The organism is Cupriavidus sp. IDO (genome assembly GCF_000812465.1).
In the GTDB taxonomy this organism is placed as follows: domain Bacteria; phylum Pseudomonadota; class Gammaproteobacteria; order Burkholderiales; family Burkholderiaceae; genus Cupriavidus.
On sequence record NZ_JWMA01000178.1, the window covers coordinates 13613 to 33550 of the forward strand.

Consider the following 19938-nt stretch of genomic DNA (forward strand, 5'->3'; position numbering starts at 1 on the left):
CCGGCCTGCCGGCAAAAACAGAACGAGGAGACAAGCATGGATTTCGACGCCGTCCTGATTCCACCACGCCGCGCCGCCAGCGTTGCGGCCGGGTTCTGGCATGACCGGACCATCAACGACTGCCTGGACGCATGCGTCGCGGCCTCGCCGGAGAAGCTTGCCCTCACGGCGCTCAGGGTGGAAAGCGGCACGACGGAGCGCTTCACCTATCGTGAACTCGCCACGCTCGCGGACCGCGTGGCGGTCGGCCTGGCCCGGCTCGGCGTGCGCCGGCAGGACGTGGTCTCCTGCCAGTTGCCCAACTGGTGGCAGGTCAGCGTGCTCTACCTCGCCTGCGCGCGCATCGGCGCCGTGCTCAATCCGCTGATGCCGATCTTCCGCGAGCGCGAGCTGTCGTTCATGCTGGCCCACGCGCGCAGCAAGGTGGCGATCGTTCCCGCCCGCTTTCGCGGTTTCGACCATGCACAGATGCTCTACGGCTTGCGCGCGGCACTGCCGGATCTTGCGGGCATCGTGGTGGTCGACGGCGAGGGAGAGGACAGCTTCGAGACGTTGCTGAGCGGACCGGCGTGGGAAACGGCGCCGGATGCGCAGGACATCCTGATGCGCAACCGGCCAGGCCCCGACGACATCACGCAACTGATCTACACCTCCGGCACAACCGGCGAACCGAAGGGCGTGATGCATTCCGCCAATACGCTGATGGCCAACATCGTGCCCTATGCCGAGCGGCTGCAACTGGGCGCGGACGACGTGGTGCTGATGGCCTCGCCGATGGCGCACCAGACCGGCTTCATGTACGGGCTGATGGTGCCGGTGCTGCTCGGCGCAACCGCTGTCCTGCAGGACGTGTGGGAGCCCGCCCGTGCCGTCTCCGTGATCCGGGCGGAGGGCGTGACCTTCACCATGGGATCGACACCGTTCCTGGCCGATCTGGCGCGCACCGTGGCCGAGACCGTCATGCCGGTGCCGAGCCTGCGCACCTTCCTGTGCGCCGGCGCGCCGATCCCGGGCGCGCTGGTGGAGCGGGCACGAGACGCCCTCGGGGCCAAGATCGTCTCGGCATGGGGCATGACGGAGAACGGTGCCGTGACGACGACCCGGCTCGATGACAGTGACGAGCGATCGTTCACCACCGATGGTTGCCCGCTGCCCGGCGTGGAAATCAAGGTCGTCGACGACGCCGACGCGCCCGCGCCGCCAGGCGTGATCGGGCGGTTGCTGGTGCGTTCCTGCTCCAATTTCGGCGGCTATCTGAAGCGGCCGCACCTGAACGACACCGATGCCGACGGCTGGTTCGATACCGGCGACCTGGCGCGGCTGGACGAGCAGGGCTACCTGCACATCGCCGGGCGCAGCAAGGACGTCATCATCCGCGGCGGCGAAAACATCCCGGTGGTCGAGATCGAGACGCTGCTGTACCAGCATCCTGCCGTGGCGCAGGTCGCGATCGTTGCCTATCCCGACGAGCGCCTCGGCGAACGGGCCTGCGCGTTCGTGGTGCCGCGGCCGGGGCAGGCATTCGACATGGCAGCGATGGCGGATTACCTGAAAGGGCAGAAGGTGGCGATGCAGTACATCCCCGAGCGCCTGATCGTGCAGGACGCACTGCCTGCCACGCCATCCGGGAAGATCCAGAAGTTCAGGCTGCGCGAGAGCTTGCAGGGCGGCAGGGTTTGACGGGCCGGGTTGTCGTTTGCGTCTTCTCGGAGGGTGGAAAATATGCAATTAACCGCCGAAAATTTTCACCACCTCTCAAAAAGCCGGGCGACGCTGTGCGTCTCCCGGCTTCCAGCGGCAATGTCTGTGTGAGAGGAGGGAGGGCGGATTGGCGAGGGGAATCAGTCGCGCGCGCCGGCGTAGTCAGCCCGGCGCGGCGACAGAATGCGCCAGAGCCTGTGCCGCCATCCTCGCGTATTCACCACGCCAGTCTTGCAGCGTGTCACGCGAATGCTCGCGCGCCTGACGGCGTAAAGCTCCACGCGCCCGGCTTCGGGCAGGGTGAATGACTCGCTGGCCGCGATCGAGGTGTCCTTCGGGTCGCCGTCGCGAATCATCCAGAGTTCGCCCTCGGTGCAGCGCACGGCAACGCGTTCGCCGGAGTCGGCGACCAGGCGCAGCGAGCTGCGCGCGGGCAGGGTGGCCGTCACGTCGTTGCTGACGAGAAACATGGTCCTTCTCCTGATGTTCGGTCCACCGTCATGCCGGCTCGCACCGCGGGCGGGATGGCGCGCTTTGGTACCGGGTCGGCGCCGGGCCTGATGAATTCCACGACCTGCCTGATCACGTCTGCGTCGTGCAGGATGCGCCGGTGACCGAGCCCTGTCGTAGTCAGCAACCGGGCCCCCGGCCAGGCGCCGGCGATGGCTGCACCGTCTTCCCAGCGCACTTCCTTGTCTTGCCGGTCGTGGATGACGAGCGTGGGCGGCACGGCGCGCGTGCGGCCTACCTCCGGCACATTGAAGGCCGACCACGGCATGCCCAGCCAGCGTTCGCTGTCCCGCTGCATGCGGGCCAGCACGCCCGGGCCGGCGCCCAGCTGCCACGCCAGCGCGGCGCAGGCGGCGTGCATGTCGGCGGGCGGGCCGATCATGACCGCCGCCCGGACCGGCAGCCCCTCGCGGATGGCCAGGGCCGTTGCGGCGCCGCCGAGCGAGTGCGAAACCACGGCGTGCACCGGCCCCGCGTGCCATGCCGCCGCCAGCAGCGAGCGCGACATCTCCAGCACGGAGGTCTGCCCGTTGCCGCGCGCACCGGTGTCCGACGCACCGTGCGACAACGCATCGAATGCCACCACGCGCATGCCGGCGGCAAGCAGTCCATGCACGACTGCATGCCACTGCCCGGCATGGCCGCCCCAGCCGTGGGCCAGCAGGACAACCGGGCCTGCCGTGCCCCAGCGGTAGATACGCACGCGTCGGCTGGCGCCCTGGCCGGTCACCAGCGCCCAGTCGCTACGCGCGCGGTCCAGCAGGTGCAGCGCGGAGGATGTCGCGGGACCGCGGGGCGGGGAGAACCACGCGCGCTCCAGCGCGCGCGCCGCGCCGGCCGGGTAGATCAGGCTGCCAGCCTGCCAGCGCAGGCGTTGCCATGCCGCGACGGCACGCCGCAGCGGTCCGGCGGAAGGTGTGGGCCGGGCAGGCCGGGAGGAAGAAGCCGAAGCGGGAGAAAGCACTTGCGTCACGACGTACACCTCCAACTGATGACGCGCGGATCGTCGGCGGCCTCGGTGGAGGTCTTGCCCGCGCTGATTTTTTTTAGAGACCGACCAGTCGTGCTTTTTGTGGGTTAAAAAGCCGACAGAAGATCTGTCCTGCCGCGTGAACGCCCACTGGGCGCAGCCGGTTACGCCTGCGTGCGGCTGGCGCTGTTCCTGGCCAGGGCACGCTCGACCAGTGCCGCGAACGCCCGGCGCGCCATCGCCTCCGCATCGTCGCGGCCCAGCAGTTTGAACGACTGCTGGAACGACATGCCGATGCCCACCATATCGAAGGCGAACTGCCGCGGGTCCAGGTCCGCCGCGAACTCGCCCTCGTCGATGGTGTCGCCGGCGACCCTGGCAATGCTGCTGTGCCAGTCCTTCAGCGATTGCACGACGAGATCGCGGATCGAGCCCGGCTTGTCGCGATATTCCTGGCTCAGCGCCATGAACAGGCAGCGCCCCTTGGTAACCGTGCCGCCCAGCCAGTTCAGGTAGCCGTCGAACAATGCCTGCAGACGCGGCAGGCCGCGCGGCTGGCGCATCGCCGGCCGGACCACGATCTCCGCGAAGCGTTCCACCGCCAGTTCGAGGACGGCGTGCTGCAGCGCCTCCTTCGACTTGAAGTGCGCGTACAGCCCGCTCTTGGACATATTGGTGTCGGCCGCCAGCGTCGCGAGCGACAACTGTTCAAAGCCGACCTTGGTCGCGCTGTCCAACGCCTGTTCGATGATTGCGGTGCGGGTGAGCTGGCCTTTTTGCATGGGCTGAAGAATAGCACGACCGGTCGGTTTGTCAACATAAAGCGAATAAGCGGCCGCGCGCACATTCATGTGCAGATTGCGTCAACCTAATCGCAATCTTCTCGTTAGAATCAGGGCGGAGTAAGGTTGTTGTGCGGTATCCGGCCTTTTGACATGGGTCTGCGAGGTCGAATATCGCCGTCATAAGAAATCTGCACAAAGTGTTTCGGCAATTACATACGGAACGCTTTGCGTGCTCTATACTCGAATGCACGTCCGCGCACTTTTTTTTCACTGGTGACTGGAGACCGACATGAACAGTACAGCCGTGCCAAGAGGCGCTAGCGAACCGTTCCGGCAACTGCGGGCGTTGCGTCGAGCGCGCAAGCTCAAGCAGGAGGACGTCGCCCGAAAGGCGGGAATTTCGCGGGAGGCATACCTGCGGGCGGAGTCGGGTCAGGCCGATCCCCGCATGTCCACATTCCTTGCCGCATGTGAAGCCCTTGGGCTTGAAGTCGTCCTGGCACCGCAGCACCTTGCCGCCGACGTAAACGCATTTATCGCCAGCCGCAACGGCGGCGTCACGGCAGCATCGATGGCAGGCCAGCCGGCCGCCGCGAGCCAGCCGGCGCCCGCCGCACCTGCCGCCGGAGGCTTTGGCTCCGGCACAGGCGAAGGCCACAAGCCGGTCTGACGAGACTGACTGCCTGACCGGCCACGTTCCAGACGGGCCGGCGCAGACAGCCGGGAGCCAGGCCAACAGTACCGCAACCGGCGCGGTGTCGTGCGCACCGCGCCGGTTGGTGTCGTCCTGACGCTGCGTGGCGGGAATGCTGCTCCGCCGACGTAGTGCGGTCTGCCGCGCCCGTGGCGACCGCGGCACATCCTTTCCCTTCTTTTCCGTTTTTCCGCGAATTCCCATGTTCCGCGTGTGAACGCGCGTGCAGTGGGCCGCGTTCGCCCGTCTCCCTTTTCCTTCGCCTTTCCGCTTGTCCCGGCCTACAACGTCTGTGACGCAAGGCGCTCGCCTGTTGTCAGCGGTTTGACACGTCCGGACTTGATGATTACGATATGGTAAATGAATTACGTATTCCGTAATTCTTTGCGACTGAGTAGTGATGACGACAAGAATGTGAGGAGCAACCCCATGGCAAAGGCTTTTGCATCGCAGGCCGACCTGCAGGAAAAGCAGGTGACCTTTACCCGGTTGTCAGAGAACGCCTACGCATACACGACCGAAGGGGATCCCAATTCCGGCGTGATCATCGGCGATGACAGCGTGCTGATCGTCGATACCACCGCCACCCCGGCGATGGCGCAGGACCTGATTGCCCGCATTCGCAGCGTGACCGACAAGCCGATCCGGCATGTGGTGCTGTCGCACTATCACGCGGTGCGCGTGCTGGGCGCTTCGGCCTATTTCGCCGAGGGCGCGCAGAACGTGATCGCCAGCCGCGGCACCTACGAAATGATCGCCGAGCGCGGCGAGGCCGACATGAAGTCCGAGATCGAACGCTTTCCGCGCCTGTTTGCCGGCGTCGAGACCGTGCCCGGGCTGACCTGGCCGAACCTGGTCTTCGAGCGCGAGCTGACGCTGTTCCTCGGCAAGCTGGAGGTGAAGATCCTCCATCCCGGCCCCGGCCATACCAAGGGCGACACCGTGGTGTGGATTCCGTCGCAGCGCATCCTGTTTTCCGGTGACCTGGTCGAGTACGACGCTGCCTGCTATTGCGGCGATGCGCAGCTCGAAGAGTGGCCCGCCACGCTCGATGCCCTGCGCGCGCTCAAACCGCTTGCGCTGGTGCCCGGCCGCGGCCCGGCCCTGGTCACGCCGGAAGACGTCGACAAGGGGCTGGACTACACCCGCGACTTCGTCAGCACACTGCTGCGTCGGGGCAAGGAGGCCGTGGCGCAGAAGCTGGACCTGAAGGGTGCGATGGCCCACACCCGCGCCGCCATGGACGAAAAGTTCGGCCACGTTTTCATCTACGAGCACTGCCTGCCGTTCGACGTGACCCGCGCCTACGACGAGGCCAGCGGCATCAAGCACCCGCGCATCTGGACCGCCGAGCGCGACAAGGAGATGTGGGCGGCGCTGCAGGACTGAAGCGCGCGCCAGCCCCGGCGCCAATGCAGCGCCGGGCGGCATGACGGAGACATCGTGGAAACCAGCTACCAGACTCGCACCTTCGCGTACCAGCCCTGCGCCGAGCAACGCTCGCCGCAGGCCGGGGGCGAGGCGCGCGCCGTGCACCCCGTGGTGGTAGTCGGCGCGGGTCCGGTCGGGCTGGCCGCGGCCATCGACCTCGCGCAGCGCGGCACGCCGGTCGTGCTGATCGACGACGACTGCACGCTGGCCACCGGCTCGCGCGCGATCTGCTTCGCCAAGCGCACGCTCGACATCCTCGACCGCCTCAGCTGCGGCGACCGTATCGTCGACAAAGGCGTGAGCTGGCACGTGGGCAAGGTGTTCTTCAACGATGCGCAGGTCTACAGCTTCGACCTGCTGCCCGAAAGCGGCCATCGCCGCCCGGCCTTCATCAATCTCCAGCAGTACTACCTGGAAGGCTATCTGGTCGACCGGGCCGCCGAACTGCCCGCCATCGACCTGCGCTGGAAGCATCGCCTGGCCGGGTTGTCGCAGGATGCGGACGGTGTGACGCTGACCGTGGAAACCCCCGACGGCGGCTATGCACTGCGCGCCCGCTATGTGATTGCAGCCGACGGCGCCCACAGCTCGGTGCGCCAGCTGATGGGCCTGGAGACCAAGGGCCGGGTGTTCCGCGACCGCTTCCTGATTGCCGACGTGAGGATGTCGGCGCCTTTCCCCAGCGAACGCTGGTTCTGGTTCGATCCGCCGTTCAACCGCAACCAGTCCGCGCTGCTGCATCGCCAGCCCGACAACGTCTGGCGCATCGATTTCCAGCTCGGCTGGGACGCCGATCCCGATCTCGAGAAGCAGCCCGAGCGCGTGATGCCGCGCATCCGCGCCATGCTCGGCAACGATGTCGATGTTTCGCTGGAGTGGGTCAGCGTGTACACGTTCTGCTGCCAGCGCATGGACCGCTTCCGTCACGGGCGCGTGCTGTTTGCCGGCGACGCCGCGCATCGTGTCTCGCCGTTTGGCGCACGTGGCGCCAACAGCGGCGTGCAGGATGCCGAGAACCTGGCGTGGAAGCTCGATCTCGTGCTGGCCGGCAAGGCGGGCGACGCGTTGCTCGACACCTACGCCAGTGAACGCGAAGCGGCCGCCGACGAGAACATCCGCCATTCCACGCGCTCCACCGATTTCATTACGCCCAAGAGCGCGGTCAGCCGCACATTCCGCGATGCGGTGCTGCGGCTGGCGCGCCGCCATGCCTTTGCGCGGCAACTGGTCAACAGCGGACGGCTGTCGCTGCCCTCCGTGCTGGCTGATTCGCCGCTCAACACGCCCGATGCGGATGACTTTGCCGGCGTCATGGTGCCGGGCGCCGCTTGCGCGGATGCACCGGTGACCGGCGGGCCGTCCGCGCAGTCGGGCTGGCTGCTGGGGCATCTCGGCGGCGGCTTCACGTTGATGATGTTCAGCGATGACGGCAATGTTCCGGCCGATGCCCTCGCGATGGGGCCGGTCCCGTTGACCGTCGTCTGCGTCGTGCCGCCAGGACGGAGCGCCACGTCCGAGACATTCCGCTGCGTGACCGACGCCGAAGGGCTGGCGGCACGCCGCTACGACGCCCGGCCCGGCACCTGCTACCTGCTGCGCCCGGATCAGCATGTCTGCGCCCGCTGGCGCGCGTTTTCCGCCGCGGCCGTACGCGCGGCGCTGCTGCGCGCCTTGTGCATCGAGGAGGCAAGGCAATGCCACTGATCACCGATTCCAATCTCGCCCGGCCGGACGATTTCTACGAGGCGCTGATCGACATGCATCGCGATCTGACCGATGCGCAGAGCCAGTCCGCCAACGCGCAGCTGATCCTGCTGCTGGCCAACCACATCGGCGATCTCGCAATCCTGCGGGAAGCCATGGATCTTGCGCGCGAAGGCGTGCTCGACATCGCGCCCCCGACGCCATAGCCAATCCGACCGAACCACCGCCACTGCCATCCCGATCCCGACGACACCATGAAACTGACGCATACGCAACTGGCCGACAACGGCTACATGTCTGGCTTTGCCAATGAATTCGCCACTGAAGCGCTGCCCGGTGCGCTGCCCGTCGGGCAGAACTCGCCGCAACGCGCGCCGTACGGCCTCTATGCCGAGCAGCTGAGCGGCACGGCCTTCACCGCGCCGCGCGCGCACAACCGCCGTTCGTGGCTGTACCGCATTCGCCCGGGCGCAATGCACAAGCCGTTCACGATGATCGAGCAGTCGCGCTGGATGAGCCGCTTCGACGAAGTGCCGCCGTCGCCCAACCAGATGCGCTGGAGTCCGCCCGCCATGCCGGCCGCGCCGACCGATTTCGTCGACGGCATCGTCACCATGGCCGGCAACGGCGGCCCCGACGCCATGACCGGCTGCGGCATCCACCTGTACCTGGCCAACCGCTCGATGCACGACCGCTTCTTCTACAACGCCGACGGCGAAATGCTGATCGTGCCGCAGCAGGGTCGCCTGCTGATCGCCACCGAGCTTGGCCGGCTGGAAGTGGAGCCGCAGGAAATCGTGGTGATCCCGCGCGGCGTGCGCTTCCGCGTGGAGTTGCCCGATGGCGAGGCGCGCGGCTATATCTGCGAGAACTACGGCGCGCTGTTCAAGCTGCCGGACCTGGGCGTGATTGGCTCCAACGGCCTGGCCAACCCGCGCGACTTCCTCACGCCGATGGCGAGCTATGAAGACCGCGAAGGCAATTTCGAGCTGGTGGCCAAGTTCCAGGGCAACCTGTGGCGCGCCGAGATCGGCCATTCGCCGCTGGACGTGGTGGCCTGGCACGGCAACTACGCGCCATACAAGTACGACCTGCGCCACTTCAACACCATCGGCTCGATCAGCTTCGACCATCCGGACCCGTCGATCTTCCTGGTGCTGCAAAGCCCGTCCGACACGCCGGGCGTCGACACCATCGACTTCGTCATTTTCGGGCCGCGCTGGCTGGCGATGCAGGACTCGTTCCGCCCGCCCTGGTTCCACCGCAACATCGCCAGCGAGTTCATGGGCCTGATCACCGGCGTGTACGACGCCAAGGCCGAGGGTTTCGCCCCGGGCGGCGCCAGCCTGCACAACTGCATGAGTGGCCATGGGCCCGACGCGGAAACGTTCGAGAAGGCCAGCGCGGCCGATACCTCGCAGCCGCACCATATCGAAAACACCATGGCCTTCATGTTCGAAACCCCGGGCGTGATCCGGCCGACGCCGTATGCGGCGCAGTCGGCGTCGCTGCAACAGGACTACTACACCTGCTGGCAGGGCCTGAAGAAACACTTCAACCCGAACGCCCGCTGATTCCCACAACTACAACCTGACACGGCACGCAACGGCGCTCACAGCGCCGCGTGCCGGGAACATCTTCCGGAGTATCGACATGACCGCCCCAACCACCAGCTGGATCGATTCGGCCAACGACGGCCAGACCCATTTCCCGCTGCAGAACCTGCCGTACGGCGTCTTTTCCCCGAGCGGGCAGGGTCCGCGCGTCGGCGTTGCCATTGGCAACTTCGTGCTTGACCTCGCCGCGCTCGACGAGGCCGGCCTGCTGCCGGCCGCCGCCAGGGGCACCTTTGCCGGCGCCAGCCTCAACCGGTTCATTGCGCTGGGCAAGCCCGTGTGGTCCGAAACCCGCAAGCGCCTGACCGCGCTGCTGTCGGGCGCCGACGGCGCGCTGCGCGACAATGACTCGCTGCGCGACGTGGCGCTGGTGCCGATGGACTGGGTCAGGCTGCATCTGCCTGTCGAGATTCCGGGCTACACCGATTTCTACTCGTCAAAGGAACATGCCACCAACGTCGGCCGCATGTTCCGCGACCCGGAGAATGCGCTGCTGCCGAACTGGCTCGAGATCCCGATCGGCTACAACGGCCGCGCCAGCTCCGTGGTGGTGAGCGGGACCGAACTGCATCGCCCGAACGGCCAGATCAAGCTGCCCAATGAAGCGCGCCCGATCTTCGGCCCTTGCCGCAAGCTGGATTTCGAACTGGAAGTCGGCTTTATCGTCGGCAGGGAATCCGCACTGGGCGAGCCGGTCAGCACCGACGCCGCGCCGGACCATATGTTCGGCATGGTGCTGCTCAATGACTGGAGCGCACGCGATATCCAGCAGTGGGAATACGTGCCGCTGGGGCCGTTCAACAGCAAGGGCTTCGGCACCTCGATCTCGCCGTGGGTGGTGACGATGGAAGCGCTGGAGCCGTTCCGCCGGGAGAACCCCGTGCAGACGCCGGAGCCGCTGCCGTACCTGCAGCAGCACGGCAAGAATGCCTATGACATCGCGCTGGAAGTGGCGCTGCGTCCGCAGGGCGCCGCTGCCGCCAGTACCATCTGCCGCACCAACTTCAAGGCGATGTACTGGACCATGGCGCAGCAGCTGGCCCACCACACCGTGTCGGGCTGCAATGTGCGCGTGGGTGACCTGATGGGCTCAGGCACCATCAGCGGCACCACGCCGGATTCCTACGGCAGCATGCTGGAGCTGACCCGCAACGGCGCCGAGCCGCTAACGCTGGCAGACGGCAGCCGCCGCGGCTTCCTGGAAGACGGCGACGACGTCATCATGACCGGCTACTGCGAGGGCGACGGCTACCGCGTGGGCTTCGGCCAGGTGTCGGGCACGATCCTCCCGGCACGCTCGGCCTGAGGCTCAGCCGGGCAGCGCGACATCGAGGATGACCGCGGCCCGGCCGGCCAGCAGTAATCTGCCGCCAGCGTGGATCTCGAAGCTGTAGAGCACGTTGGCGGCTTCGCCGCTGATGCGCTGCGCGTCCACGATCAGCGGCCCGGCGATCTCGTCGAGCCGCTCCACATGCAGCACCAGCTTGCGCACGCTGGCGAGGTAGCCCATGCGCGGCCGCTCTCCGGCCTGCTGCAGTACGGCACCATGAACCGCCATTGCCTGTGCCGCATATTCGATGCCGCACACGGCAGCGAGCCGGCCCTGCGCGCGCAGCGGGTTGTCCATTTGCGTGTGGCTGGTGGCCTGGCAGCGGATGTGGTCGGGCCCCCAGTCGAGCACGCTGTCCAGCAGGCAAATCGCGCCCTGGTGCGGAATCCTTGCCGCGATCCACGCGCGGTCGAGCGGCGCCGCGTCGTCAGTCACGCGCATCGGGAACCATCGGCGTGATGCCGACTTCCAGTCTCAGTTCATCCAGGTAGTCGAGCACCACCGTGCCGGTGGTGCCCGTGGCGACGGCCTGCAGCAAGGGCAATGCGCGGGCAGCCGGCGCCGATTTGCGCAGTTGTTCCAGCGCGGCGTCAGCCATGGTTGTTGCCGGTGCGTGCGTCACGCCTGCCCACACTTGCGCCAGTGTGCGCGCCGTCGCCTGCGGCGTGAGCAGCAGCGCCACGCCGAACGGATCGGGAATCGGCCGGTGGCTGTGCAGCGGCTCCGGATAGCCTGTGTCGTACGCGATCAGCAGGCATGGCGCCTGATCGGCGGCGACCTGCGCCACGCCTTCAAGAAACCCCGCACCAAAACTGCCATCCATCGCACACAGCACGTTGGAAGGGCGCATCGCGCCCGCGGCGATCGACCAGTAGCCCGCCGGCGCGTTGTGCACGGAGTTATGGAAGCGCGTCGGCGACATCAGCGGATCGGGCGCGGCCAGCGCTTCGCAGATGGCGTGGAAGTTCTGCCCGTCGGCGCTGGACGAGGTGAAGATGGTCGGCAGGTCCGCCGCGTCCATGCCGCTGGCGGCAACCGCCTGCTGGCCGATGGCGAGCGCCAGCCGCACGGTCGGGCCGGTGCGGCGGCGCTCTGCCTGCGGCAGCCCGGCGGGCGCGGGCAGCGCCGTGGGGGCGTGGATGTAAGGCTGCTGGCCGGCCAGCACGGCGCTGCCTTGCGTCCAGTCGCCGAGGCCGGGGCCGAGCAGGCCGATGCTTTCGATGAATACGCTTGACGGCATGACGTTTGCTCAGTGACGGGAGGCGGCGTTCGAGGCATCGCCGGAATCGCCGCGTCCAAACAGCAGGCTGCAGTTGGAGCCGCCAAAACCAAACGCGTTGCTCAGCACATATTGCAACGGCTGCATGCTGCTGGCCAGGCGATAGTCGACCAGCAGCGCCGGATCGCGCTGCGTGGTGTTGATGCCGGCAGGCAGCAGCCCGTGACGCAATGCCAGGGCGCAGATCACTGCCTCCACGGCGCCGGCGGCGCCAAGCGTGTGACCGGTCGCACCCTTGGTGGAACTGCAGGCCGTGGACGGCAGCAGGGCGGCCATCGCCTGCGCTTCGGCCGCGTCGTTGCTGCGGGTGGCGGTGCCATGCAGGTTCACGTAATCGACCTGCGAAGGCTCGATACCGGCGCTGGCCAGCGCCTGTTCCATGGCAAGGCGCGCCCCCAGACCCTCGGGATGCGGCGCGGACATGTGGTGGGCATCGCTGGATTCGCCGATGCCGAGCAGCAGGATGGCATCGTCCGCCACTTGCGCGGGAACGCGTTCGAGCAGGGCAAACGCAGCGCCTTCGCCAATCGAAATGCCGTTGCGATTCACGTCGTAGGGCCGGCAGGGCTGCGCCGACAGCAGTTCGAGCGAATTGAAGCCGTACAGCGTGGTCAGGCACAGGGTATCGACGCCACCCACCACGGCGGCATCGATCAGGCCAGCTTCCAGCATGCGGCGCGCCGAGGCAAACACCTTCGCGCCGGAAGAGCAGGCCGAGGAGATCGCGGCGGCTGGCCCCTGCAAGCCCAGATGGGTGCGTACGAAGCCCGGCAATGAAAATGGATTGTGCGAACCCGCGTAGTTGAAGCCGGCAGGCAGCGCACCGGTTTGCGGATCCCGCTGCCGGTACGCCATCTCGGTCTGCAGCACGCCCGCGGTACTGGTGCCGAGGAATACGCCGACGCGTTGCGCGCCGTAGCGGGCAACTGCCTCGCGCACACGCGAGGCAAAGCCGTCCTGCTCCAGTGCCAGCAGCGCGAGCCGGTTATTGCGGCAATCGAATCCGGCCAGTTCCGGCGGCAGCGCCAAGGCTTCCAGCCCCGGCACTTCACCGACACAGGTATTGAGCTTCACATCCCCGAAATGGCACGGCGCCAGGCCGCCGCGCTGGTCGCGCAGCGCGGCCAGCGTTGCGTCCAGGCCGGTGCCAATGCAACTGGTGGCCGTGAAAAACGAGAGATGGAGCGGGGTCACGGCGTCGTCGATCCTGGTGTTTCGCGGGGGGGTGTCGATTGTATCAAGCGTGCCGGGTCAGCCCGCCGCCACCCCGGCGCGCAGCGTGACGCAGCGCAGGCCGGCCTGATCGATTGCCGCCAGCAGGCGCGGCAGGACGGTGGTGCAGTGCGGTCGGCCCGTGCTGTCGGTGCCCGCGTCGCCGTCGTGCAGCAGGAGGATGTCGCGTCCCGCCAGGCCGTTGGTCAGGCGCTGGGTCACGCGGTCGGCGTTGTCCCCGGAGCGCGTGTCGAAGCCGCGCCGGGTCCAGGTGGCCAGGTGCAGGCCCAGTTTGCAGAGCACCGGCTCCAGGAACGGATTGCGCAATCCGGCGGGCGCACGGAAGAAGCGGGGCGCCTGTCCGGTGAGGTCGGTCAGGAGTTGCTGCGCGGCGCTGACGTCCTTCCAGATGCGGCCCGGGCCGAACAGGGAGAAGTGCCAGCGGTGATGCATGCTGTGGTTTTCCACGGCATGGCCGCGCCGGACGATCTCGCGCACCAGTGCGGGATGTGCCGCGGCCCGTTCGCCGATGCAGAAGAAAGTGGCCCGCACACCATGCGCATCCAGCATATCCAGCACGCGCGGCGTCAGTTCGGGATCAGGGCCGTCATCGAAGGTCAGCGCCACGCAGCCTTCTGCCGAAGCCGGCAGCCGCAGCAGGTTCGGCCCCAGCAGCGTGCTGCGCGGCCACAAGCCAGCCCCGACCAGCGCGAGATGCGATGCGAGCACGCTCCCCACGGCCCAGCCAACGCTGCCAGGAATCGCCAGCACGGCGCCCGCGGCGCCGGCATGGACGGCGGCGGCACTGCAGACCAGGGCGCCGGGGCGCCACTGGCGGGTGGGGGCGGCGTCATGCACTGGCGCGCCGGATGTGGAAACGTGATTCATTCTGAACTCCCGGCCGTGGCCGGCGCTGGTGCTGTAACGGGTGCCGGCGCGAGGATAGCCGAAAACCACAGTGCGAGCACAGCACCCGGCCCCACTGTCAGGCCGAACGCCTTGAGCAGTGGCAGACCGGAGAACGCCAGCAGCCCGAAGGCGGCAACCGTCGTCAGATTCGCCAGCAGCAGCGATACCAGTGTATGCGGAGAAATCGCGCTGAGCCGGCTGCCAGCAGCCTGGCCGTTGAAGAACAGCGCGTAGTTGGACCCCACCGCCACCAGCAGAAGCAGGCCGACCAGATGGAGCAGCGTCAGCGTCTGGCCGAAGGCTGCCAGCCCGGCCATCACCACCAGTGCCGCGGCGGCCAGCGGCAGCACGGTCGCCAGCACGCGCCGGGGCGAACGCAGGGCGATCGCGAGCAGCACCACGATGGCCACCAGTCCGCCCAGCGAAAGGTGCAGCGCCTCGCGCATGTAGCCGGTGTAGAGCTGATCCGATTCGCGCTTGAGGTCGACGAACAGGGCATCGTGCACGCCGGCACGAGCCAGCGCGGCGCGCACGGGCTGGCTGTCCAGGCTGGCCGCGTCCGGCCGGCTCCCTGCGGAGGCAGGCGCACGCAGCGGCAGCGTTGCGGTCCAGCGCCCGTCGCGGTGGGACAGCAGCGCATCGACAGCCAGGGCCATCGAAGTGCCCTGCAGATCCTTGCGCTGCAGCGGTGGCGCATTGCGCGCCTGTTCGGTGTCTTCAAGGAACGGTGCAAACAGGCCCGGGCGGACCGGCTGCGACGCAACGGCGGCCTGCAGGCGCCGGGCGAGTACCTCCTTCGGCGGCAGGCTGGCCTGCCGCGCGCGCTGGGTGGCGGCGCTCGGCAGGTAGCGGGCCGGGTTCTCGTAGCCGGCGATGACGCCGCTTGCCACCAGCGGATCGAGTTCGCGCGCCACGCGCTCGGCGCCCTGCAGCACCGATTCCTGATCCGGGCCGGACAGGACCACCAGATAGCGCACATCCGGCGCGCCCAGGTCGGCACGCAGGGAAGCGTCCAGCGCCTGGTCGCGCGCCGAAACCGGGCTGAGCGATGCCAGCTCTCGTTCCCACAGCGTTGTACGGTGCGTGAGCACCACTGCGCAGGCCGCCAGCACCAGCGCCGCCACCAGCCAGCGCAGCTTGCGCGCCCCGGCCACGACCCTGCCAAGCCGGGCGCCCAGCGGCGTGACATCGCGCAGTTGCAGCGTGGCCGGCACCAGGTGCGGCAGCACGAAGCGCGTGACCAGCGCGCCGGTGGCCAGGCCGGCGATGGAATACAGGCCCAGTTGCGCCAGTCCCGGAAATCCGGACAGCAGCAGCGAGGCAAAGCCGCAGATTGAAGTCAGGACACCCAGCCGGACCGTGGGCCAGAACCCGCCGATCCATGCCCGGTCATCCCGCTGCCCGCCGCGGGTGTACTGTGCCGACTGGACGAACAGGTAGATGGAGTAATCCACGGCCTCGCCGATCAGCGTGGTGCCAAAGCCGAGCGTCAGCCCGTGCACCATGCCGCCAAAACCGAGGCTTACCGCGGCCACGCCTGCCAGCGCACCGGACAGCACCGGCAGCAGGCCCAGCACCAGCAGCGGCACCGAACGGTAGACGAGCAGCAGCAGCGTGACGATGATGGCAAGCCCGATCGTGGACAGGCGCTCCACGTCATGCCGGATGGTGTCGCGCGCATTGACCGAGAACACGCCGGGGCCGGTCATGGCGAGCCGGTAGGTCTTGCCGTCGGCCGCTTGTTCAAAGGCCTGCCGGATGGCGTCGATGGCGTGCGCCTGCCCGTCGGTATCGGAGCCGGCGCTGGCGGTCTGCGCCAGCAGCACGGCGCGACGGCCATCGCGCGACACCCACGCGCCTGCATGCATGGGCACGCGCTGCCCGGCGTCGAGCTGTTCCATCATCGAAGCCACTTCGCCGGTCGGATCGCGCGGCAGCAGCGATTTGGTGAAGAGCCCGGCGGGCGAGGCGAGCAGGTCGAAGGTTTCCGCCACCGCCGCGGTCAGCCCGCGTTCCGTGAAGCGCTCCGGGGTGACGGTGGGGCTCAGCAGGTAGCGGTGCGTGTACACGTAGCGCTGGTCGGCCGCCTGGTTGACCGGTTCGCCATTGGTGATCGCGGTGAAGCGCGTGTCGCGCCGCAATTGCTCCGCCATCTTTTTCGACACGGCGGCACGCCCGTCCGCATCGCCGCCTTCCACGCCGACCAGGATCAGGCGCGAGACCAGGCCTTCGCGCAACTGGTCGACCAGCAGCTGCTGTTCCGGACTCGGCATGCGCGGGAGGAACGCAGAGAGGTCCGCCGTGAAACTGGTGCGTGTCACCACCGCGGCGCAGGCCAGCAGGAAGACCAGCCAGAGCCCTATGGCGATGCGCGCGGCCGGCAGGGCGAGGCGGCGCGGCTTGCCGCGCTGGGCCTGGCTCATGGCTTGCCGGCCGGGCGGATCTTCATGACCGAGCGGTCGCCGTCGGCCTGGCGGATCTCGACGCTGTCGAGCGCGTCGTTGGCGCCGTCGATGCGGACCTGGCTGACGATAGCGGCCATGCGTGAATTGGCCGGTGTCAGCGTCAGCGTCCAGCGGCCGGCACGGCCTTCCACACCGAGGCGGTAGTAGCGCTCCAGCGCGGTGCGGTTACCGGCAAGCGTGCCGCGAATGCTTTCGATGAACGCGGCGATCTCGGGGTAGTTCTGCAGCGGCATGGTGAACGTCTTGCCGCCGCGCTGCACGGTCATCATGTCGCCCTCGATCACCAGGTTCTCGGGCTTGGGCGTGACGGTGCGCTTTTCCAGGCGATCGGGCGCGACGAACACCAGCTCTCCGGAGGATTCCACCGGCCGCTCCAGCATGGCCAGGTACTTCTTCTCGGTGAACAGGACGCGGCCGGACTTGCGCTGCGCCAGTGCGGCCATCAGCTGGTCCACGCTCAGGCTTGCAGAGGGCGCGGCATCGGCAGCGCTTGCGGCCGGCACGGCGATGATTGCCGTCGCGGCGGCGAGCAGCAGGGTCGGCAGGATCGTGCGGAAGCGGCGCATGCGGATTGGCGTCAGGGTTCGTTGCCCGGGGGCGGTTGTTCCGACAGCGGCGGGCCGGCGTGCCAGAAGTCGTAGAAATTGAACCAGTTGTACGGAGCGCTGCGGGAGAACCGTTCCAGCAGCCCCACATAGCGCTGTAAGGCGGCCTGCACTTCCTCTTCACGATGCCCGCGCGCAACCTGCGTGAAGTCCGCCAGCGGCACGAAGTGCACATCGTAGCGATTGCCGCCGCGGTAGAGGCCGGTGATGAAGAACACCGGCCGGCGCAGCATGGCGGCCATGCGCAGCGGGCCGGTCGGGAAGCCGGTGGGTGAGCCAAGGAAGCTGCATTGCTGCACCGGGTCGGTGGCCCGCTGGGACAGCGTGCGGTCGGCCAGCATGCCGATCATGTAGCCGCGCTCCAGGTAGTCGCGCACCTTCAGCATGGCGTCGAACTTGCCGAGCGAGATCACGTCCTGGCGCATGGACGGATTGATGGACTGCAGCACGTCGTTGAGCTTGTGCGCATTCTCCTCGTACATCGTGATCGCCACCTGCAGCGCCGGGTGTTGCCGCCCGAGCGCGCGCACGACTTCGAAGCTGCCAAGGTGCGCGCCCAGCAGGAACGCGCCGCGGCCGCGGGCCATGGCCGCTTCGATGTGCGCTTCGCCGTGCAGGCGGATATCGAACAGGTCGAAGCGGTTGTTCAGCAGATAGATCCGGTCGTGGATCGTCGACGCGAAGGTGAAGACGTGCCGGAAGCCGTCGATCCAGCCGGCCTCCCGGCCCAGCGCGCGGTCCATGTAGGCGCGCGAGGCATGGCGCGCGGTAGGGGAAAACAGCGTGAAGTAGGCGGCAATCAGGCGCAGCACCACGCGCCCGGCCGGGCGGCCGAGCGTCAGCGAGATCCAGGTCATGATGCGCAGCAGCGTAATGTTGCTGCGCTCCTCGCGGCTGGACCAGTCCGCATTCAGCGCCTGCTGCCGCTTGCCGGGCGATGTCAGCATGGCGCGCCCTCCGCGGCTTGCGCAGCGGTGCGTACCGACAGCGTGCCGCTGGCTACATCACGGCCGGCCGCGCTGAGCGCGAAGCGGACCGTGTCATCGCCGCCGGCGCCGGGCTCGATGCTATGGCGCACCTCCACGCGTTCTCCGGGCCGGACCGGGTTCAGGAACTTGACCAAGGCCACCTGGCTGACTGTCAGCGGGCGCTGCAGCGCGGCGCCGATCTGCAGCACGGCATGGTCGAGCAGCACCACGCCCGGCACCACGGGATGGCCGGGAAAATGGCCGGGCAAGGCGGGGTGATCGTGAGGGATGACAAAGCTCTGCAAGACTTGTTCTTCCTTTTCCTTCCGGATGGGTTCGTGCACGCCGCCGTGGCGCGCGGCAATCAGGCTGCCCACCAGCGCTTCGAGGCGCTCGCGCGGCAGCTTGCCGGCGGCGTTGCGCGGCAGGTTGTCGACCAGCAGCAGCGGGCGCGGCAGGAAAGCCGCATCGATGCGTTCGCGCAGCGCCTGCTGGATGCGCGCAACGGGAACGCCCGGCGCCACGGCCAGTGCGACCAGGCGCACCACGTGGCCTTCGGCGTCGCCTTCATGCGTGTCGGGCGGCATGAAGAAGACACCGTCTGCCACGCCGGGGATGGCGTTGAGCTGGTGGTTCAGGTAGGCCAGCGAGGTGCGCTTGCCGGCGATATTGATCAGGTCGGCCTTGCGGCCATGCAGCAGGAAATGCGTGGCGTCCAGGAGCTCGATGGCATCGCCGAGCGCAACCGGCTGTTCGATGTGGCCGCCTTCGGCCCACATGTCGATGCTGTCGGGGTCGTCGGCGGATTCCGCGTGCGCGTTGCGCCGCGGCTGCAGCCTCACAGCCGGCGCCAGTTCCCAGGTATCGGTCTGCGCAGTGCGGCGGGTGGCAAGCAGCCCGGTCTCCGTGCTGCCGTAGATCTCGACAAGCGGCGCGGCCAGCATCGTCTGCGCCTCGCCGGCCAGCTTCCTGCCCAGCGGCGCCGTGGCCGACAGGATCAGGTCGGCCGGCGGCAGGTCCATGCCTGCCTGCAGCAGCGTCCGCAAGTGAACCGGTGACGTCACCAGCGCGCGCGGGCGCGGCGCGGCTTCCAATGCGGCGCGGATATCCGCCGGATAGAAGCTGGGGGCAGCGGTCAGTGCCGCGCCGGCTTGCAGGGCCAGCATCACGGTCGCCTCGAAGCCGAACATGTGTTGCGGCGGCACGGTCCCGACCAGCGTCCACGCCTTCCCGTCCAGCATGCCCAGCCTGGCCGCCGTGGCACGTGCTCCGCGCACCATCGCGCCCCAGGTCTTGCGGTGCGCGACCGGCCGGCCGGCGGAGCCGGAGGTGAACACGCAGGCCATGATCCGGTCGGCCGGGATCTGCGGCACGGGACACGGGCCAGCCGGCCCGCCCGCTTCCCCGTCAAAGGAGAAGCGAGGCATGGCGAAGTCGCAGTCCGGGAAGTCGTGCAGGCAGAACGCGTCGGGAGCGAACGCCAGGAGCTGCCGGACCATTTCGGGCGTATGGGTCGACGGCAGCAGGCTGGTCTTGCCCGCCAGCAGCGCCGCGCAAAGCCCGACAGTGAAGCGATAGCGATCGGTGCAGGCATTGAAGACGTGCCCGCCGGGCGGCAGCATGCCTGCGAGCCGGCCCACTTCGGCCAGGAACGCACGCACGGTGACCGGCCGGCCATGCGACCAGGCTACGATGCTTTCCGGCGAGGCATGCGTTACGAGCGGGAACGTCGTCATGGAGGTCTTCCGCAGCGAGTCCG

The 19938-nt window shown here is 68.0% G+C and carries 18 protein-coding genes; 7 read left to right on the plus strand and 11 right to left on the minus strand.

The genetic code is table 11. The features are described 5' to 3' along the window. Nucleotides 1-36 precede the first annotated feature (36 nt). Nucleotides 37-1680, plus strand: coding sequence for a cyclohexanecarboxylate-CoA ligase (aliA, locus tag RM96_RS32115; RefSeq protein ID WP_039015788.1), 1644 nt, complete (start codon nucleotides 37-39; stop codon nucleotides 1678-1680). A 161-nt stretch (nucleotides 1681-1841) separates the two neighbouring features. Here the strand turns inward: aliA and RM96_RS32120 are convergent, their stop codons facing one another. From RM96_RS32120 to RM96_RS32130, 3 genes are all read right to left on the minus strand, one after another. Continuing rightward, nucleotides 1842-2171, minus strand: a complete 330-nt coding sequence (locus tag RM96_RS32120) for a DUF2917 domain-containing protein (protein WP_039015789.1) — start codon at nucleotides 2169-2171, stop codon at nucleotides 1842-1844. Then, nucleotides 2147-3184 carry an alpha/beta fold hydrolase gene (locus tag RM96_RS32125; RefSeq protein WP_052279877.1) on the minus strand — a complete coding sequence of 346 codons (1038 nt, stop codon included), beginning with the start codon at nucleotides 3182-3184 and terminating at the stop codon, nucleotides 2147-2149. The genes RM96_RS32120 and RM96_RS32125 overlap by 25 nt, the downstream gene beginning before the upstream one ends. Nucleotides 3185-3345: 161 nt before the next feature. Beyond that, nucleotides 3346-3963: a TetR/AcrR family transcriptional regulator gene (locus RM96_RS32130; RefSeq protein WP_039015821.1), complete on the minus strand. Its 618-nt coding sequence runs from the start codon at nucleotides 3961-3963 to the stop codon at nucleotides 3346-3348. 292 nt (nucleotides 3964-4255) lie between these two features. On the opposite strand from RM96_RS32130, the gene RM96_RS38180 reads away from it, so the two are divergent. From RM96_RS38180 to fahA, 6 genes are all read left to right on the plus strand, one after another. Further along, nucleotides 4256-4636, plus strand: a complete 381-nt coding sequence (locus RM96_RS38180) for a helix-turn-helix domain-containing protein (protein ID WP_082016817.1) — start codon at nucleotides 4256-4258, stop codon at nucleotides 4634-4636. Between the two features lie 453 nt (nucleotides 4637-5089). Next, complete coding sequence (locus RM96_RS32145; protein ID WP_039015790.1) at nucleotides 5090-6049, plus strand: MBL fold metallo-hydrolase; 960 nt, start codon at nucleotides 5090-5092, stop codon at nucleotides 6047-6049. A gap of 54 nt (nucleotides 6050-6103) precedes the next feature. Then, the gene (locus tag RM96_RS32150) at nucleotides 6104-7795 is read left to right on the plus strand and encodes an FAD-dependent oxidoreductase (protein WP_152624257.1); all 1692 of its coding nucleotides are present in this window, start codon (nucleotides 6104-6106) and stop codon (nucleotides 7793-7795) included. After that, nucleotides 7786-8001 (plus strand): DUF2783 domain-containing protein, encoded by a 216-nt coding sequence (locus RM96_RS32155; RefSeq protein WP_039015792.1) that lies wholly within the window; start codon nucleotides 7786-7788, stop codon nucleotides 7999-8001. The genes RM96_RS32150 and RM96_RS32155 overlap by 10 nt, the downstream gene beginning before the upstream one ends. A gap of 48 nt (nucleotides 8002-8049) precedes the next feature. Next, entirely contained in the window at nucleotides 8050-9369 is a 1320-nt protein-coding gene (hmgA, locus tag RM96_RS32160) for a homogentisate 1,2-dioxygenase (protein ID WP_152624258.1), read from the plus strand. A gap of 79 nt (nucleotides 9370-9448) precedes the next feature. Next, nucleotides 9449-10717, plus strand: a complete 1269-nt coding sequence (gene fahA / locus RM96_RS32165; protein WP_039015793.1) for a fumarylacetoacetase — start codon at nucleotides 9449-9451, stop codon at nucleotides 10715-10717. Nucleotides 10718-10720: 3 nt separating this feature from the next. Here the strand turns inward: fahA and RM96_RS32170 are convergent, their stop codons facing one another. The 8 genes from RM96_RS32170 to RM96_RS32205 are packed head-to-tail and all read right to left on the minus strand — an operon-like array spanning nucleotide 10721 to nucleotide 19915. Continuing rightward, nucleotides 10721-11182, minus strand: a complete 462-nt coding sequence (locus RM96_RS32170; RefSeq protein ID WP_039015794.1) for a hotdog family protein — start codon at nucleotides 11180-11182, stop codon at nucleotides 10721-10723. Further along, on the minus strand, nucleotides 11169-11981 hold the full coding sequence (locus RM96_RS32175; RefSeq protein ID WP_039015795.1) for a beta-ketoacyl synthase chain length factor: 813 nt from the start codon (nucleotides 11979-11981) through the stop codon (nucleotides 11169-11171). The genes RM96_RS32170 and RM96_RS32175 overlap by 14 nt, the downstream gene beginning before the upstream one ends. 9 nt (nucleotides 11982-11990) lie before the next feature. Further along, nucleotides 11991-13214 (minus strand): beta-ketoacyl-[acyl-carrier-protein] synthase family protein, encoded by a 1224-nt coding sequence (locus RM96_RS32180; RefSeq protein WP_039015796.1) that lies wholly within the window; start codon nucleotides 13212-13214, stop codon nucleotides 11991-11993. A 57-nt stretch (nucleotides 13215-13271) separates the two neighbouring features. Next, entirely contained in the window at nucleotides 13272-14120 is an 849-nt protein-coding gene (locus RM96_RS32185) for a polysaccharide deacetylase family protein (RefSeq protein ID WP_039015797.1), read from the minus strand. After that, the gene (locus RM96_RS32190; RefSeq protein WP_052279872.1) at nucleotides 14117-16564 is read right to left on the minus strand and encodes an MMPL family transporter; all 2448 of its coding nucleotides are present in this window, start codon (nucleotides 16562-16564) and stop codon (nucleotides 14117-14119) included. The genes RM96_RS32185 and RM96_RS32190 overlap by 4 nt, the downstream gene beginning before the upstream one ends. Then, the gene (locus RM96_RS32195) at nucleotides 16561-17172 is read right to left on the minus strand and encodes a LolA-related protein (RefSeq protein ID WP_039015798.1); all 612 of its coding nucleotides are present in this window, start codon (nucleotides 17170-17172) and stop codon (nucleotides 16561-16563) included. The genes RM96_RS32190 and RM96_RS32195 overlap by 4 nt, the downstream gene beginning before the upstream one ends. A gap of 11 nt (nucleotides 17173-17183) precedes the next feature. Then, nucleotides 17184-18158: an LpxL/LpxP family acyltransferase gene (locus RM96_RS32200; protein ID WP_039015799.1), complete on the minus strand. Its 975-nt coding sequence runs from the start codon at nucleotides 18156-18158 to the stop codon at nucleotides 17184-17186. Beyond that, complete coding sequence (locus RM96_RS32205) at nucleotides 18152-19915, minus strand: AMP-binding protein (protein WP_039015800.1); 1764 nt, start codon at nucleotides 19913-19915, stop codon at nucleotides 18152-18154. The genes RM96_RS32200 and RM96_RS32205 overlap by 7 nt, the downstream gene beginning before the upstream one ends. Between the last annotated feature and the right edge of the window lie 23 nt (nucleotides 19916-19938).